Source organism: Streptomyces solicamelliae (genome assembly GCF_045348655.1).
Lineage (GTDB): Bacteria > Actinomycetota > Actinomycetes > Streptomycetales > Streptomycetaceae > Streptomyces > Streptomyces solicamelliae.
Window position 1 is genome coordinate 6,027,939 of the sequence record NZ_CP160404.1, and the last position, 16,486, is coordinate 6,044,424.

At 73.2% G+C, this 16,486-nt stretch carries 13 protein-coding genes; 9 read left to right on the forward strand and 4 right to left on the reverse strand.

The window, feature by feature from the left end; all coding sequences use genetic code 11:
* Positions 1 to 3: 3 nt before the first annotated feature.
* Positions 4 to 900: an oxygenase MpaB family protein gene (locus ABZO31_RS27855; protein ID WP_406864048.1), complete on the forward strand. Its 897-nt coding sequence runs from the start codon at positions 4 to 6 to the stop codon at positions 898 to 900.
* Here the strand turns inward: ABZO31_RS27855 and ABZO31_RS27860 are convergent.
* Entirely contained in the window at positions 897 to 2,420 is a 1,524-nt protein-coding gene (locus ABZO31_RS27860) for a M1 family metallopeptidase (RefSeq protein WP_406864049.1), read from the reverse strand. The two genes, ABZO31_RS27855 and ABZO31_RS27860, sit on opposite strands and share 4 nt — an antisense overlap.
* A 196-nt stretch (positions 2,421 to 2,616) precedes the next feature.
* Here ABZO31_RS27860 and ABZO31_RS27865 point away from each other — a divergent pair, with 196 nt between their 5' ends.
* The 6 genes from ABZO31_RS27865 (at position 2,617) to ABZO31_RS27890 (ending at position 10,301) form a co-directional block, all read left to right on the forward strand.
* Positions 2,617 to 4,644 carry a Xaa-Pro dipeptidyl-peptidase gene (locus tag ABZO31_RS27865; protein ID WP_406864050.1) on the forward strand — a complete coding sequence of 676 codons (2,028 nt, stop codon included), beginning with the start codon at positions 2,617 to 2,619 and terminating at the stop codon, positions 4,642 to 4,644.
* Positions 4,641 to 5,939: a M14 family metallopeptidase gene (locus tag ABZO31_RS27870; RefSeq protein WP_406864051.1), complete on the forward strand. Its 1,299-nt coding sequence runs from the start codon at positions 4,641 to 4,643 to the stop codon at positions 5,937 to 5,939. Before ABZO31_RS27865 ends, ABZO31_RS27870 begins: the two co-directional genes overlap by 4 nt.
* 82 nt (positions 5,940 to 6,021) lie before the next feature.
* Complete coding sequence (locus ABZO31_RS27875; protein WP_406864052.1) at positions 6,022 to 7,767, forward strand: BCCT family transporter; 1,746 nt, start codon at positions 6,022 to 6,024, stop codon at positions 7,765 to 7,767.
* A gap of 74 nt (positions 7,768 to 7,841) precedes the next feature.
* A complete protein-coding gene (locus tag ABZO31_RS27880; protein WP_406864053.1) occupies positions 7,842 to 8,138 on the forward strand; it encodes a hypothetical protein in 297 nt (98 codons plus the stop codon).
* A gap of 115 nt (positions 8,139 to 8,253) precedes the next feature.
* Positions 8,254 to 9,891 carry a ribosomal protection-like ABC-F family protein gene (gene abc-f / locus ABZO31_RS27885; RefSeq protein ID WP_406864054.1) on the forward strand — a complete coding sequence of 546 codons (1,638 nt, stop codon included), beginning with the start codon at positions 8,254 to 8,256 and terminating at the stop codon, positions 9,889 to 9,891.
* Positions 9,891 to 10,301, forward strand: a complete 411-nt coding sequence (locus ABZO31_RS27890; protein ID WP_406864055.1) for a hypothetical protein — start codon at positions 9,891 to 9,893, stop codon at positions 10,299 to 10,301. The genes abc-f and ABZO31_RS27890 overlap by 1 nt, the downstream gene beginning before the upstream one ends.
* Positions 10,302 to 10,367: 66 nt before the next feature.
* Here the strand turns inward: ABZO31_RS27890 and ABZO31_RS27895 are convergent, their stop codons facing one another.
* Complete coding sequence (locus tag ABZO31_RS27895) at positions 10,368 to 12,779, reverse strand: Tex family protein (protein WP_406864056.1); 2,412 nt, start codon at positions 12,777 to 12,779, stop codon at positions 10,368 to 10,370.
* Positions 12,780 to 12,886: 107 nt separating this feature from the next.
* Positions 12,887 to 13,753 (reverse strand): SCO6745 family protein, encoded by an 867-nt coding sequence (locus ABZO31_RS27900; RefSeq protein WP_406864057.1) that lies wholly within the window; start codon positions 13,751 to 13,753, stop codon positions 12,887 to 12,889.
* A gap of 114 nt (positions 13,754 to 13,867) precedes the next feature.
* On the opposite strand from ABZO31_RS27900, the gene ABZO31_RS27905 reads away from it, so the two are divergent.
* Positions 13,868 to 14,848: a GlxA family transcriptional regulator gene (locus ABZO31_RS27905; protein ID WP_406864058.1), complete on the forward strand. Its 981-nt coding sequence runs from the start codon at positions 13,868 to 13,870 to the stop codon at positions 14,846 to 14,848.
* A gap of 17 nt (positions 14,849 to 14,865) precedes the next feature.
* A complete protein-coding gene (locus tag ABZO31_RS27910; protein ID WP_406864059.1) occupies positions 14,866 to 15,510 on the forward strand; it encodes a DJ-1/PfpI family protein in 645 nt (214 codons plus the stop codon).
* An 18-nt stretch (positions 15,511 to 15,528) separates the two neighbouring features.
* Here the strand turns inward: ABZO31_RS27910 and ABZO31_RS27915 are convergent, their stop codons facing one another.
* Complete coding sequence (locus ABZO31_RS27915; RefSeq protein ID WP_406864060.1) at positions 15,529 to 16,281, reverse strand: enoyl-CoA hydratase/isomerase family protein; 753 nt, start codon at positions 16,279 to 16,281, stop codon at positions 15,529 to 15,531.
* Positions 16,282 to 16,486: the final 205 nt, after the last annotated feature.

A 16,486-nucleotide genomic window follows, 5' to 3' on the forward strand; every position in this document is an offset into this window, starting at 1 on the left:
CCCATGACCAGCAGCGACACCGCTTCCGCGGCGCACCGCGCCACCGACCCCGCGCCGCCCCCGCCCGGCGGCGTCCTGTGGAGCGTCGCCGGTGACGTCCGCGCCCTGCTGATGCTCCCCGCCGCCCTGACCATGCAGGTCGCCCACCCCGCCGTAGGCGCCGGCGTCGACGACCACTCCGTCTTCCGCACCGACCCCTGGGGCCGAGGCGAGCGCTCCCTGCGCTCCCTCCAGCTCTGGGTCTACGGCGGCGAGGCCGCCGCCGAGGAGGGCCGCCGGCTGCGGCGGCTGCACCGCGACATCCAGGGCACCGACGCCCACGGCCGCGCATACCACGCGCTCACCCCGGCCTACTACTCCTGGGTCCACGCCACCGGCTTCCCCGTCTACCGCCACGGCCTCGGCATCCTCGCCCGGCCCCTCACCGAGGCCCAGGAACGACAGCTGTACGCCGAGTGGCTCCGGGTCGGCCGGATCCTCGGCATCCACGACCGGGACATGCCGCAGACGATCGAGGACTTCTGGCCGTACTACCGCCGGGTCCTCGACGAGGAGCTGGAGGTCAACGCCGTCGTCCGCGAGCTGATCGCCACGGACGTGACGATGCCCGTGCCCGACCGCGGCCCCCGGACCCTGCGCCTGCTGCTCCGCCTCCTGTGGCCGGTGATCCTGCCCCGCTTCCTGAAGCTGCGGGCCTTCCTCACCGTCGGCCTGATGCCGCCCGAGGCGCGCGCCGCGATCGGTCTGGAGTGGACCGACGCGCAGGAACGGACGCTGCGCCGCTTCGGCCGCGTCGTGCGCGCCGTCGTGCCCGTCCTGCCGGAGCGGCTGCGCTACCTGCCGCTCGCCCGGCGTGCCCGGCGGGAGGCCCGCCGGGCACGCCGGACGCGGACCGCCTAGTGCCCGTGGTCGTGGTCGTGGACCGAGTCCGTGGCCGCGATCTTCTTCCAGGACTTCGGCTGCGCCGGCTGCTCCGGGACCTCCGCCGCCGTCCGGGCCTGCGCGCCCGCCGCGCCGATGCCGCCCGTGCCCGCCGTCGGCTTCACCGGCTGGTACAGCCAGGTGTCGAAGAGCCCCGCCAGCGGCCGGCCCGAGACCCGCTCCGCGTACGCGACGAAGTCGCCCACCTTCGCGTTGCCGTAGGCCCGCTCCGTCGGCCAGCCCTTGAGGATCGCGAAGAAGTCCTCGTCGCCGATCTCGTTGCGCAGCGCCTGCAGGGCCAGCGCGCCCCGGTCGTACACCGCGCCGTGGAACTGGTTCTCCGGGCCCGGGTCGCCCGGCTTCACCGTCCAGAACGGGTCGTCCGCGGCGCGTGCCCCGTACGCGTAGTCGGCCAACTCCTGTGCCGTGCCCTCGCCCTCCTTCTCGGACCAGAGCCACTGGCTGTACCGGGCGAAGCCCTCGTTGACCCAGATGTCCTTCCAGCCGTCCACCGAGACGCTGTCGCCGTACCACTGGTGCGCCACCTCGTGCACCACGACGGACACGTTGGCCCCGTTGGCGAACTGCCGCGGGCTGTAGAACGGCCGGGTCTGCGTCTCCAGGGCGAAACCGCTGGTCACGTTGGGCACGTACCCGCCCAGCGCGTTGAACGGGTACGGGCCGAAGACCTCCTCCAGCCACTCCGCGACCTCGGTGGTGCGCTCCAGCGAGGCACGCGCCGCGCCCGCGTTGCCGCCGAGGTCCTTGCTGTACGCGTTGAGCACCGGCAGCCCGTTGGCCGTCGTGTCCGTGGTGATGTCGAACCTGCCCACGGCGAGCGTGGCCAGATACGTGGCCTGCGGCTTGTCGGAGCGCCAGTTGAAGCGGGTCCAGCCGAGCCGCGAGGACTGCGACTGCAGCACGCCGTTGCTGATGGCCTGGGTGCCGTCCGGGACGGAGACCGAGACGTCGAAGGTGGCCTTGTCGCGCGGGTGGTCGTTGGACGGGAACCACCAGACCGCGGAGTCCGGCTCCTGGGCCGCGACACCGCCGTCGGGGGTGCGGTGCCAGGCCGTCCAGCCGCCGATCTTCAGCTCGGAGGGCTTGCCCCCGTACCGCACCACCACCGTGACCGGGGCGTTCTTCCTGAGCGGCGACGCCGGGGTGACCTCCAGCTCGTGGTCGCCCGCGACGGCGAAGGCCGCCTTCCGGCCGTTGACCCGGACCTCGCTCGCGCGCAGTCCGAGGTCGAGGTTGAAGCGGGAGAGGTTCTGGGTGGCGGTGGCGACGATCGTCGCCGTGCCCTCCAACAGGTCGGTCGACGGCTGGTACTTGAGCCGCAGGTCGTAGTGGGAGACGTCGTATCCCCCGTTCCCGCTCTCCGGGTAGTAGGCGTCCCCGATGCCGGGGGAGCCAGGGCTGTAGCTCGCCGCCGATGCCGGGATCGCCAGCAGGACGGAGGCCGCGAGAGCGCCCGGGACGACAAGTCTGCGATGCACGACAGAGCTCCTGCCTTGTAAGACGTGTGGGTGGTCGTCAGTCCTTATCGACACTATTCAGAGGCCAGTTGTGGCGTCATGTCCACAGCCCCTCCCGTCACAGGATCGCCATTCGGCCGTCATGAACCGCGCGTTGCGGAACGCCTCACGACCGCACTCTTTTGCTCAGGAGCCGCCCGGGGTACGTTCCGTGGCCATGCCGATACGTGTTCGGAGAACCCGTGACGCCCGTCCCTCGCGCATCACTCTCGCGGCGACCGCCGCCGCCCTGCTGACCTCCCTCGTCGTGCCCGCGGGCACGGCCGAGGCCACGCCCGCCGCCCTCCCCGCCGCCCCGACCGCCGCTTCGGCCCGGGATTCGCAGCCGGTCCACTCGTACGACGGCGCCGTGCGCGAGTCAGTCTGGGTGGACACCGGCCTCGACGGCGACCGCGACGGCCGCACCGACCGTGTCGCCGTCGACATCGTCCGGCCCCGCGAACCCGCCGCCGCCGGGCGGAAGATCCCCGTCATCATGGACGCCAGCCCGTACTACTCCTGCTGCGGACGCGGCAACGAGAGCCAGAAGAAGACCTACGACGCGGCCGGGAACCCGGTCCAGTTCCCCCTGTACTACGACAATTACTTCGTGCCGCGCGGCTACGCCTTCGTCGCCGTCGATCTGGCCGGGACCAGTCGCTCCGACGGCTGCGACGACGTCGGTGGCCGCTCCGACGTGCAGAGCGCCAGAGCAGTCGTCGACTGGCTCAACGGCCGCGCCCGCGGCTACACCACCCGCACCGGCGGCCAACGCGCCCGCGCCACGGGCTGGTCCACCGGCGACGTCGGCATGATCGGCAAGAGCTGGGACGGCACGATCGCCAACGGGGTCGCCGCCACCGGCGTCGAGGGGCTGAAGACCATCGTGCCGATCGGCGCGATCTCGTCCTGGTACGACTACTTCCACTCCCAGGGCGCGCCGCTCTACAACGCCAACCCGAGCTGGCTCTCCGGCTACGTCAACAGCCCCGAGGCGCAGGGCCGTTGCGGCGCCGTGCAGGACCGGATCACCGCCGGCACCCCGTACAGCGGCGACTGGACCCCCGCCTGGAGCGAGCGGAACCACGTCTCCGATGCCTCCCGGGTGAGGGCCAGCGTCTTCGTGGTGCACGGGCAGCAGGACCTCAACGTCCGCGCCGGCCAGTTCGGTCAGTGGTGGGACGCCCTCGCCGCCCGCGGCGTCGAGCGCAAGATCTGGCTCTCGCAGACCGGCCATGTCGACCCCTTCGACTTCCGCCGCGCCGACTGGGTCCGCACCCTGCACCGCTGGTTCGACCACTACCTGCTCGGTCGCGACAACGGCATCGACCGCGAGCCCATGGCCGACATCGAGCGCGCCCCCGACCGCTGGTCCACCGACCGCGTCTGGCCGCCGCGCGCCACCGCCGCGACCACCCTGCGCCCCGGTAGGGGCGCCGCGCCCGGCGTCGGCACGCTCACCACGGGCCGCGCCCCGGCCGGCGCGACGGAGACCTTCACCGACGACCCGGCGCTCGGCGAGACGGAATGGGCCGCCGCGATCGACCGCCCGACCCCGGCGAAGGCGGGCTTCGTCACGGTGCCGCTGCGGCGCGACCTGCGCCTGTCCGGACCGTCGACGGTCACGGTCACCGCCACGCCGACGACCACCACCGCCCATCTCTCGGCCGTCCTCGTCGACCTCGGCCCCGACACCATCCGCGACTACGCGGCCTCCGGCGAGGGCATCACCACGCTCCCCGAGCGCACCTGCTGGGGTGCGAGCACCCCCGGCGACAGCGCCTGCTTCAAGGAGACCCGGGCCCGCACCGCGGACGTCGCGTACACGGTCGTCTCCCGCGGTTGGGCCGACCTCGGCACCTGGGCGGACCCGGGACGGGAGCGGCCGCTGACGCCCGGCCGGGCGTACCCGTTCACCCTGAAGCTGGCCTCCACCGACCACGTCGTCCCGGCCGGGCACCGGCTGGCGCTGATCATCGGCGGTACGGACCGGGACCTGCTCGACCCTCCGTCGACCACGCCGACCGTCACGCTCGACCTCGCCCGCAGCTCCGCCCGGCTGCCACTGGTCGGCGGGGCGGCGGCGTTCACGGCGGCGACGGCCGGCGTCCCGTCCGCCGCCCGCGCGACTCCCGACGCGCCGCTGCTGCACGGCGTCGCCGGCCCGCACCCCGCCCGCCCGCTCCCGAGAGGGGCCGCCCGATGACGACCCGAGCCCGTACGACCCGCACCCTCGTCCTCGCCGTCACCGCCGCCGCGCTCGGCGGGTCGCTGCTCAACGCGCCCGCCCGGGCCGCCGACTCGGAGGCCACCCCGCCGCGCACCGGCTTCGAGACGAGCCGGGGCGCGCGCTGGACGACCGAGGCGGAGGAGCGGGACTTCCTCGCCGCCGTCGACCGGAGCAGCGACCGCGTCTTGGTCCGCGACATCGGGATCACGGCCCAGGGCCGGCCGCTGCGGCTCGCCACCGTCGGCCGGGGCGGCACCGCGAACACGGTGCTGCTGATCTGCAGTCAGCACGGCGACGAGCCGTCCGGCCGCGAGGCGTGCCTCACCACCGTGCGCGACCTCGCGTACGCCACCGACCCCGCGACCCGGCGATTCCTCGCCCGGACCTCCGTCCTCGTCGTCCCCACCGCCAACCCGGACGGCCGGGCCGCCGACACCCGCGGCAACGCCGACGGTGTCGACGTCAACCGGGACCACATCGCCCTGCGGACCGCCGAGGGCCGCGCGCTGGCCGCCGTGATCCGGGACCGCCGGCCGGACGTCGTGTACGACCTGCACGAGTACGGCGGCACCTCGCCGTACTACGACAAGGACCTGCTCGCCCTCTGGCCGCGCAACCTCAACACCGCCCCGGACGTGCACGCCGAGGCGAACGCCCTCTCCGAACGGCATGTGCGCCCCGCCGTGAGCGCGGCCGGGCGCACCACCGGGATCTACGGCCTGTGGACCGACCCCCTGACCGGGGAGACGATCAAGCAGGTCGCCGGCGACGGCCAGGAGCGCATCCTGCGCAACACCGCCGGGATCAAACACGCCGTCGGGCTCCTGGTGGAGACCCGGGTCGACCCCCTGACCGCCGCGGAGAAGGCGGACCCCGCGCTCAACCACCGCCGCCGGGTCGACACCCACCTCACCGCCCTCGACGGCGCGTTCGCGTACGTGGACGCGCGACGCGGCGCGATCGAGGCGGCCACCTCCGCCGCCCGCCGGGCCGGCCTCGCCGACCGGGGCCCGGTCCACCTCGGCGGCGCCGACAACGATCCGGCGGAACCCGGCGAGACCCTGACGGACCCGCCGTGCGGCTACCGGCTCGACGCCGCGCAGTACGCGCAGTTCGGCGACGAGCTGGCGCTGCACGGGGTGACCGTCCGGGCCGGCGGTGACGGAGCGTACGTACCACTGCGGCAGTCGCAACGGGCGCTCGTACCGCTGCTGCTCGACCAGCGGGCGACATACCGGATCACCACGGGGCAAGCCGACGACGCCTGTTGATCCCGGGAGTTCGGCACCGCATGTGCTAGGCGTTACGGAGCGCGAAATTCCGCGCTGCGCAACCCCTGCGAAAGGTGCCTTCGTGACGCACGATCAGCCGGGACCGGACAAGCCCCGGGAGGGCGCGCGGGGAGGACTGCCGGTGACGGCGGACCTCCCCGCCGGCGCCGAGCACCATCATCGCGCCCCCACCGACTGGATCGTGTTCGGGGTCACCGCGGTGCTCACCGTCGCCTTCGTCCTCTGGGGCGCGGTGGCCACCGACAGCCTGGAGGACGTCTCCAGCACCCTGCTCACCGGCCTGATCCACAACGGCGGCTGGGCGTTCATGCTGGCGGCCTCCGGCTTCGTGGTCTTCGCGCTGTGGCTGGCGATCAGCCGGTACGGGCGGATCACCCTCGGCCAGGAGAGCGAGGGGCCCGAGTTCCGGACGGTGTCCTGGATCGCCATGATGTTCAGCGCGGGCATGGGCATCGGCCTGATGTTCTACGGGGTGAGCGAACCGCTCGCGCACTACGGCACCCCGCCGCCCGGCACCCACCCCGCGGACTCGGCCGAACGCATGCAGATCGCGATGGCCACCACGCTGTTCCACTGGACGCTGCACCCGTGGGCGATCTACGCCGTGGTCGGCCTGGCCATCGCGTACTCCACCTTCCGGCGCCGCCGCCGGCAGACCATCAGCGCCGTGTTCGTCCCGCTGATCGGCGAGCGGCACGCGTACGGGACGGGCGGCCGGATCATCGACATCCTGGCCATCTTCGCCACCCTCTTCGGCTCCGCCGCCTCGCTCGGGCTCGGCGCGCTGCAGATCGGCAGCGGCTTCCGGGAACTCGGCTGGATGGAGAAGGTGAGCACCGGGCTGCTCGTCGGCATCATCGCCGCGCTGACCGTGGCCTTCGTGGTCTCCGCGATCTCCGGCGTGGAGAAGGGCATCCAGTGGCTCTCCAACACCAACATGGTGCTCGCCGTGGTGCTCGCCGTCTTCGTGTTCGTCGCCGGCCCGACCATCGTCGTGCTCGACCTGCTGCCCACCTCGCTCGGCGCGTACTTCGAGCAGTTGCCGCAGCTCGCCGGCCGGACGGAGGCGGCCGGAGGCGAGAACGTGGCGGACTGGCTGGGCAGTTGGACCGTCTTCTACTGGGCCTGGTGGATCTCCTGGACGCCGTTCGTCGGCATGTTCATCGCGCGCATCAGCCGCGGCCGGACGATCCGCCAGTTCGTCGGCGGCGTCATCCTCGTGCCGAGCGCGGTCAGCCTGGTCTGGTTCGCCGTCTTCGGCGGTACGGCGATGAAGCTGCAGGAGAACGGGACGCTGGCGCAGGAGGACACCCCCGAGGGCCAACTCTTCGGCCTGCTGCAGCAGTTCCCCATCCCGACCGCGATGAGCATCCTGGTGATGGTGCTCGTCGGGATCTTCTTCGTCTCCGGAGCGGACGCGGCGTCCATCGTCATGGGCACCCTGTCGCAGCGCGGCACCTTCGAACCGACCCGGCCGGTCGTCGTCTTCTGGGGCGTGGTCACGGGCGCGGTGGCCGCGATCATGCTGCTCATCGGCGACGGGCAGGGCGACGCCCTGGCCGGACTGCAGAACCTGACGATCCTCGTCGCCGCGCCGTTCGGCCTGGTGATGATCGGCATGTGCGTGGCGCTGATGCGGGACCTGCGCAAGGACCCGCTGATCGTCCGGGGCGAGGTCGGCGTCGAGGTCGTGGAGCTGGCGGTGATCGCCGGCCACCAGAAGTACGACGGCGACTTCGAACTGCGCATCGGGCCGGGCACGCCGGGGTCGCCGGGCGGGCCGAACGGTGCGGACGGCGCCCGCTGAGGTGGCATTCTGTACTGGTTGAGTCACTTTCCGTATCGTCGGGCTCCCGTGGCCCCCGAAGCTGGAGCACCCCCATGCGTCGCACGCTGACGACCCTCGCCCTGTCCGCCCTCGCTGCCGGCACCGTGCTGACCGGGGCCGAGCCTTCGTTCCGGACGGAGCGAGTGGTCCCGGCGAGCGGTGAGATGGAGTGCGACATCGCGAGCATGCAGGCCGAGATCAGGCGCGAGCGCACCAGGGCCGCGGAACTGGACCGCCTCGGCGAGCGCGAACCCGCCCGGCGGGCCCGGGGGAAGGCCGACGCGACCGAGCGCCTGATGCAGGCGTGCGTCGCCGCCGAGGAGAACCTCTCCGGAGGCCGCTGGACGTAGCCTCCGCCCGGCCTGGTGCCGGCGCGGAATTCCGGTGGACGAGGTCCGGTGCGGCGGCGGATCCTGCGAGGTGCCCCGCAGGCCGCGCACGCACTGACCTAGGATTCCTCTCCTGATGACTGCAACCCTCGTCGCCAAGAATCTCGCCGCCGGCCACGGCGAGCGCTCCCTGTTCTCCGGCCTCGACCTCGTCGTCGGGGCCGGCGACGTGATCGGCCTCGTCGGCGTCAACGGGGCCGGGAAGTCCACGCTGCTGCGGCTCCTCGCCGGACTCGACACACCCGAGGACGGCGGGGTCGCCCTCTCGCCGCCGACCGCGACCGTCGGCCACCTGCCGCAGGAGCCGGAGCGGCGGCCCGGCGAGACCGTGCGCGCGTTCCTCGCCCGCCGCACCGGCGTCGCCGCCGCGCAGACCGCGATGGACGACGCCGCGCAGGGCCTCGCCGACGGCGCGCCCGGCGCGGACGACGCGTACTCCGTGAGCCTGGAGCGCTGGCTCGACCTCGGCGGCGCGGACCTCGACGAGCGCGCCGAGGAGGTCGTCGGCTCGCTCGGCCTCACCGTCGGCCTCGACCAGCCGATGACCTCGCTCTCCGGCGGCCAGGCCGCCCGTGCCGGCCTCGCCTCGCTGCTGCTCTCCCGGTACGACGTGTTCCTGCTCGACGAGCCCACCAACGACCTCGACCTCGACGGCCTGGAGCGCCTTGAGGCGTTCGTGCGCGGGCTGCGCGCGGGCACGGTCGTGATCAGCCACGACCGCGAGTTCCTGGCCCGCACCGTCACCAAGGTCCTCGAACTCGACCTCGCCCAGCAGCAGATCACGCTCTACGGCGGCGGCTACGAGGCGTACCTGGAGGAGCGGGACACCGCCCGCCGGCACGCCCGCGAGGAGTACGAGGAGTACGCCGACAAGAAGTCCGCGCTCGAAGGGCGCGCCCAGATGCAGCGCTCCTGGATGGACAAGGGCGTAAAGAACGCCCGTCGCAAAGCCACCGACAACGACAAGATCGGCCGCAAGTTCCGCAGCGAGTCCAGCGAGAAGCAGGCCGCCAAGGCCCGCCAGACGCAGCGCGCCATCGAGCGCCTGGAGGTCGTGGACGAGCCCCGCAAGGAGTGGGAGCTGCGGATGGAGATCGCCGCCGCGCCGCGCTCCGGCTCGGTGGTGGCGACGCTGCGGGAGGCCGAGGTCCGCCGCGGCGACTTCCGCTTCGGGCCAGCGTCGCTCCAGGTCGACTGGGCGGACCGGGTCGCCATCACCGGCGCCAACGGGGCCGGCAAGTCGACGCTGCTCGCCGCGCTGCTCGGCCGGCTGCCGCTGGACTCCGGCGCCGCGACGCTGGGCTCCGGCGTGGTGGTCGGCGAGGTCGACCAGGCGCGGAAGCTGTTCCACGGCCAGGAGTCCCTGCTCGACGCGTTCTGCGCGGCCGTGCCCGACACCGAGCCCGCCGAGGTGCGCACCCTGCTCGCCAAGTTCGGCCTCAAGGCCGACCACGTGCTGCGCCCGGCCACCACGCTCTCCCCGGGCGAGCGCACCCGCGCCGCCCTCGCCCTGCTCCAGGGCCGGGGGGTGAACCTGCTGGTCCTCGACGAGCCGACGAACCACCTGGACCTGCCGGCCATCGAACAGCTCGAGTCCGCCCTGGACTCGTACCGCGGCACCCTGCTCCTGGTCACCCACGACCGCCGGATGCTGGACGCCGTCCACACGACGCGCCGCCTGGAGGTCGCGGCCGGAAAGGTGATCGAGCACTGATGAACGCGACGGACCCGAGGATCGAGCGGCTGGTCGTCATGCTCGACGACCTCGAGGCGGACGTGGACGAGACGATCGACCTGGCCGACGAGATCGCCGCGGAAGCGGACCGCTCGGCCCTCCCGGCGCTGGAGGCGGCCCTCGCACGCTCCCTGACCGAGCGGAACTCCTTCGCCCGCGAGATGCTCGGCGGCATGATCGCCGCGATCGGTGGCGCGGACACACTGCCGGTCCTGGTCCGGGCCTCGTCGTTGGACCTGGGCGACGACCAGGACGGCTTGGCGACGGAGATCGCGGACCTCGTCGCCGCGCATCCTCAGCGGGCCCGCACAGTCCTCGCACCGCTGGTGACGGACGAGGACCTGGACGTCGTCCACCGCGCGGAGTGGGCCCTCAGGTTCGCCGGCTGAGACTCGCCGAACCGTTGTGGGCAGCCGTTCCGCCCAGCGGAACGACTGCCCACGACCCGGGGGGGCCTACCTCCCCCGGCGCTTGCCGCCCTCGCCGCCACCCAGCAGCCCCGCCTTGCGAAGCGCGTCGGCCATGGCGCTGTTCGCCGGTGCGGCGGCGCCCTGCGAGCGGCCGCGGTCCCGGTCGCCGCCACGACCGGCTGCACCCGCGCCGCCGCCACCGCGCCGCTGCTGCGGCGGCCGACCGCCCCGGTCGCGCTCACCGCGCTCCCGCTTCGGCGCGCCCGCGCCCGTCTCCGCCGCCGCCTCGTCGTCCAGGCGGAGCGTCAGCGACACCCGCTTGCGCGGGATGTCGACGTCGAGGACCTTCACCTTCACCACGTCGCCGGGCTTCACGACATCCCGCGGGTCCTTCACGAACGTCTTCGACATCGCGGAGACGTGCACCAGACCGTCCTGGTGGACGCCCACGTCCACGAACGCACCGAATGCCGCCACGTTCGTCACCACGCCCTCCAGGACCATCCCCGGCGCGAGGTCGCCGAGCTTCTCGACGCCCTCCTTGAAGGTGGCCGTCTTGAAGGCGGGACGCGGGTCGCGGCCCGGCTTCTCCAGCTCCTTCAGGATGTCCGTCACCGTCGGCAGACCGAACGTCTCGTCGACGTAGTCGTCCGCCCGCAGCGACCGCAGCACACCCGTGTTGCCGATCAGCGACGCGACCTCGCCGCCCGCCGTCTTCACCATCCGCCGCACGACCGGGTACGCCTCGGGGTGCACGCTCGACGCGTCCAGCGGGTCGTCGCCGCCGCGGATGCGCAGGAAGCCCGCGCACTGCTCGTACGCCTTCGGGCCGAGCCGCGCCACGTCCTTCAGCGCCCTGCGGGACCGGAACGGTCCGTTGGCGTCGCGGTGGGACACGATGTTCTCCGCGAGGCCCGCGCCGATGCCGGAGACCCGTGAAAGCAGCGGCGCGGAGGCCGTGTTGACGTCGACGCCGACGCCGTTCACACAGTCCTCGACCACCGCGTCCAGCGAGCGCGAGAGCTTCACCTCGGACAGGTCGTGCTGGTACTGGCCGACGCCGATCGACTTCGGGTCGATCTTCACCAGCTCCGCCAGCGGGTCCTGCAGCCGCCGCGCGATGGACACCGCGCCGCGCAACGACACGTCCAGGCCAGGGAGTTCCTGCGAGGCGAACGCGGAGGCGGAGTACACCGAGGCGCCGGCCTCGGACACCATCACCTTCGTGAGCTGCAACTCCGGGTGCTTGACGATGAGTTCAGCCGCCAGCTTGTCCGTCTCGCGCGACGCCGTGCCGTTGCCGATGGCGACCAGCTCGACCGCGTGCTCCTTCGCGAGCCGCGCCAGCTTCGCCAGCGACTCGTCCCACCTGTTCGCCGGGACGTGCGGATAGATCGTGTCGGTGGCGACGACCTTGCCGGTCGCGTCGACCACGGCCACCTTCACACCGGTGCGGAAACCGGGGTCGAGGCCCAGCGTCGCCCGCGTGCCCGCCGGCGCGGCGAGCAGCAGGTCCCTCAGGTTCGCCGCGAAGACCCGTACCGCCTCGTCCTCCGCGGCCGTGCGCAGCCGCAGTCGCAGGTCGATGCCGAGGTGCACCAGGATCCGGGTGCGCCAGGCCCAACGGACCGTGTCGAGCAGCCACTTGTCCGCCGCCCGGCCCCGGTCCGCGATGCCGAAGCGGTGCGCGACGATCGGCTCGTACGAGGACGGGCCGCCGCCCTCCGCCGGCTCCTCGGGCTCCAGCTCCAGGGAGAGCACATCCTCCTTCTCGCCGCGCAGCATCGCGAGGATCCGGTGCGAGGGCAGCGCGGTGAAGGGCTCGGCGAAGTCGAAGTAGTCGGCGAACTTCGCGCCCGCCTCTTCCTTGCCCTCCCGCACCTTGGCGGCGAGCCGGCCCCGGCCCCACATCCGCTCGCGCAGCTCGCCGATCAGGTCGGCGTCCTCCGAGAACGTCTCGGTGAGGATCGCCCGCGCGCCCTCCAGCGCGGCGGCGGCGTCCGCGATGCCCTTGTCCGCGTCCACGAACGCGGCGGCTGCCGCGAGCGGCTCCACCGACGGGTCGGCGAGCAGCCCCTCGGCCAGCGGCGCGAGTCCCGCCTCGCGGGCGATCTGCGCCTTGGTGCGCCGCTTCGGCTTGAACGGCAGGTAGATGTCCTCCAGGCGCGCCTTGGTGTCGGCGGCCCGGATCTGCGCCTCCAGCTCGTCCGTCAGCTTGCCCTGCTCGCGCACGGAGTCGAGGATCGCGGTGCGCCGGTCCTCCAGCTCCCGCAGATACCGCAGCCGCTCCTCGAGCGTGCGCAGCTGCGCGTCGTCGAGCATCTCGGTCGCTTCCTTGCGGTAGCGCGCGATGAACGGCACGGTCGACCCGCCGTCGAGCAGCTCGACGGCCGCCTTCACCTGTCGCTCGCGTACGCCGAGCTCCTCGGCGATCCTTGCTTCGATGGACGTCGTCACGGTGTCCCGACTCGCCTTCTCGTGCCTCCAGCTTGCCCGTGCATTCTGCCGGGTCGGCCGCCGGAACACCGCATGCGCCCCGCCGCTCGCCGTCCGTCGAACAGAGCTCAGCCCTTGCCGATGAGGTCGGCCGGGAACGCGCCCGCGCCGGCCGCCGTGATCAGGAAGCCGCGCGCGAGATCGGTCAGGCGCTCGACGCCGGCCGCGCCGAGGTGCTCGTACGGGGCGGAGTCCAGCCGGTCGGTGTGTTCCTCGATCTCCTCGCGCAGCGCCACGCCCGCCTCCGTCAGGCCGCCCTCCCCGTCGAGCAGCCCGCGCCCGGTCAGCCGCTCCACGGCGGCCTCCCAGTCGGTGCGCCGCCAGCCGCGGCTGGACAGCACCCAGCGCGGGTTCATGCCCTTGCCGGTGGCGGTGTGGCTGACCAGGGCCTCGACCGGGTCGAGCCCGCCGGACAGCAGTGCCACGAGGTGCGCGTCGCCGCGGTGCTCGCGCAGCAGCGTGGTGGCGTGCCAGAACCGCAGGTGCGGGGCCTCGGGCACGGGCAGGTCGGCGTTGCCGGAGTACAGCGGGCGGGCGTGCCGGGTGCAGCCCTCGGTGGCGCGCAGCGCCAGCTCGGCGGCCTCGGCGAGCTCGGCGGAGGCGACGGCCTCGTCGCCGAGCAGCCGCCGCAGGGTCGCGTCGACGACGCGCAGCCGGGCGTCGAGCACGGCGGCCGGGCCGGCGGTCTCCCAGACGGCGGGGAAGTGCCGGGCGAGCAGCGCGTGGTTGTAGTTGTAGAAGGTCGCGGCCACCGTGCCCGGGCCGACGGCCCCGAGCGGCGCGACCCGCGCGGCCAGCCGCATGGCGTTCGGGTCCGTGAACCCGAGCGCCCCGAACTCCCGGTCCAGGTCCGGGGAGAAGAACAGCGTCGCGTGCAGCGAATTGAGGGACCCGGCGCAACGGCGTACGGCGCGGGGCGGCAGAGGCGTACTCATGCCCGGGAGGTTACCGACTGGTCGGTATCACGTGGAACCCCCGGTATCGGGGATGGCAGGAAAGGTGGGGTCCTCGTCATTGCGGACACGACCGGCGCGGCGAACGATGGAGGCATGACGCAGCGACCCGTTCTCGCCGTTCTCTTCGACGGCGTGCAGAGCCTCGACGTCAGCGGGCCCGTGGAGGTGTTCGCCGGCGCCGCGCGCTACCTCCAGGACCCCGACGCCTACCCGATCCGCACCGCCTCGCTCGACAGCGGGCCCGTCCGGGGGCAGAGCGGGCTGCGGCTGCTGCCCGACACCGGGCTGGACGAGGCGGTCGCCGACGGCCCGCCGCACACCCTGCTCGTCCCGGGCGGCGAGGGCACCCGGCGGCCCGACCCGGCCCTGATCGACTGGCTGAGGGTCAACGCCCCGCGCGCCGAGCGGGTCGTCTCGGTCTGCACCGGGGCGCTGCTGCTGGCCGAGGCCGGGCTGCTCGACGGCCACCGGGTCACCACCCACTGGAGCGTCTGCGACCACCTCGCCCGCCGCCACCCCGAGGTCGAGGTCGACCCCGAACCGATCTACGTGCGCGACGGCCGGCTCTCCACCTCCGCCGGGGTCACCGCCGGCATCGACCTCGCGCTGGCCCTCGTCGAGGAGGACGTCAGCCACGACGCGGCGCTCGCCATCGCCCGCCACCTCGTCGTCTTCCTGCGCCGCCCCGGCAACCAGGCCCAGTTCAGCGCCCAGCTCGCCGCCCAGACCGCGCGCCGCGAACCGCTGCGCGACGTCCAGCACTGGATCAGCGAGCACCCCGCGGCGGATCTCTCCGTGGAGGCTCTGGCCGCCCGGGCCCGGCTCTCCCCGCGGCACTTCGCCCGCGCCTTCCGGGACGAGACGGGCACCACGCCCGGCCGGTACGTCGACCGGGTCCGGCTCGAACACGCCCGTCGCCTCCTGGAGGACTCCGTCCACGGGGTCCAGGAGGTCGCCCGCGCCGCCGGCTACGGCACTCCCGAAGCCATGCGCCGCGCCTTCGTCAAGGCGCTCGGCACGGCGCCGGCCGAGTACCGGCGCCGCTTCCACGCACCCGTACCTGTCACCGACTGAGCCCTGAAAGGGAGACCATGCAGATCGCCGTGCTCCTGTACGACAACTTCACCACCCTCGACGCCGTCGGCCCCTACGAACTCCTCGCCCGGATCCCCGGGGCCGAGACCGTCTTCGTGGCGAAGGAGCCCGGCCCGGTCCGCAACGACCAGCGCAGTCTCGCCCTGGTCGCGGACAAGGCCCTCGCCGACGTCCCGCACCCGGACATCGTGCTCGTCCCCGGCGGCCCGGACTCGCGGGAGGCCATGCACGACCCGGAGATCCGGCAGTGGCTGCGCACCGCCGACGAGACCAGCACCTGGACGACCTCGGTGTGCACCGGTTCGCTGATCCTGGGCGCGGCCGGCCTGCTGAAGGGCCGCCGGGCCACCACGCACTGGCTCGCGCACGAGGAGCTGCGGGCGCTCGGGGTCGAGCCCACCGGCGAGCGGGTCGTCTTCGACGGCAAGTACGTCACCGCGGCCGGCGTCTCCTCCGGCATCGACATGGCGCTGCACCTGATCGGCCGGATCGCCGGGGACGAGGCCGCGCAGACGATCCAGCTGCTCACCGAGTACGACCCGCAGCCGCCGTACGACGCGGGTTCGCCCGAGAAGGCCCCGGCCGCGATCGTCGAGCGGTGGCGGGGCGTGAAGGCGGAGGACCTTCCCCAGGGCGGCTGAGCGAAGGCCCGCCGGACCTCAGACCTCGTAGGTGAAGCGCGGCAGGCGGCGCTCCAGGAAGGCCGCGACGCCCTCGGCCGTGTCGCCGCTGCCGCGCGCCTCGGCCGTCCAGTGGGCGTCGCGGTCGGTTCGCCCGTCGGCGAACTCCTTCGCCGCCGCCTGCGTGAGCAGCGAGCGCGAGGCGAGGATCCGGGTGAACTCGGCGACCCGCTTGTCGAGTTCGCCGGCGGCGTGCACCTCGTCGACCAGGCCGGTCCGCAGGGCCCGCTCCGTGTCGATCAACTCGCCCGAGAACAGCAGGTACTTGGCGGCCGCCGGGCCCACCAGCGCGGCGAGCCGCCGGGTCGAGGCCGAGGGGTAGACGATGCCCAGCTTCGCCGGGGTGACGCCGAACCGCGCGCCCTCCTCGGCGAACCGCAGATCGCAGGCGGCGGCCAGCTGGCTGCCGCCACCCACGCAGTAGCCGCGGATCGCGGCCAGCGTGGGCTTCGGGAAGCCGGCCAGCGCCTCCTCGGCCCGTACCGCGAGGGACTGCTGCTCGTCGCCGGGCTCGCGCAGGGTGGAGATGTCCGCCCCGGCGCAGAAGGTGTCGCCGGACCCGGTGAGCACGAGGACCCGTACCGCGGGGTCGGCGGCGAGCTCCCCGAGCAGCTCCGGCAGGGCGCGCCACATGCCGGCCGTCATGGCGTTGCGCTTGGCGGGGTGGGTGATGACGACGGTGGCCACGCCGTCGGCGACGGTGTGCGTGAGCTGCGGGTCCTTGGGCTCCATGGGCCGGATGCTATCCGGGGGCCGTGGCCGGGCGACCGGTGCCCCCGGACGTCCCGGACGAGTCTTCGAAAACGTGAAAAGTCGGCGAAACCGTCAGCGGAACGTCACTCCCAGTCGAACAACTGACGCAGTCATACTCAATCGATCAATTTCCGGTCGATATATGTCGACTTCTGGTCAGTAGGACGGTCCTCCGCGGCCGGAT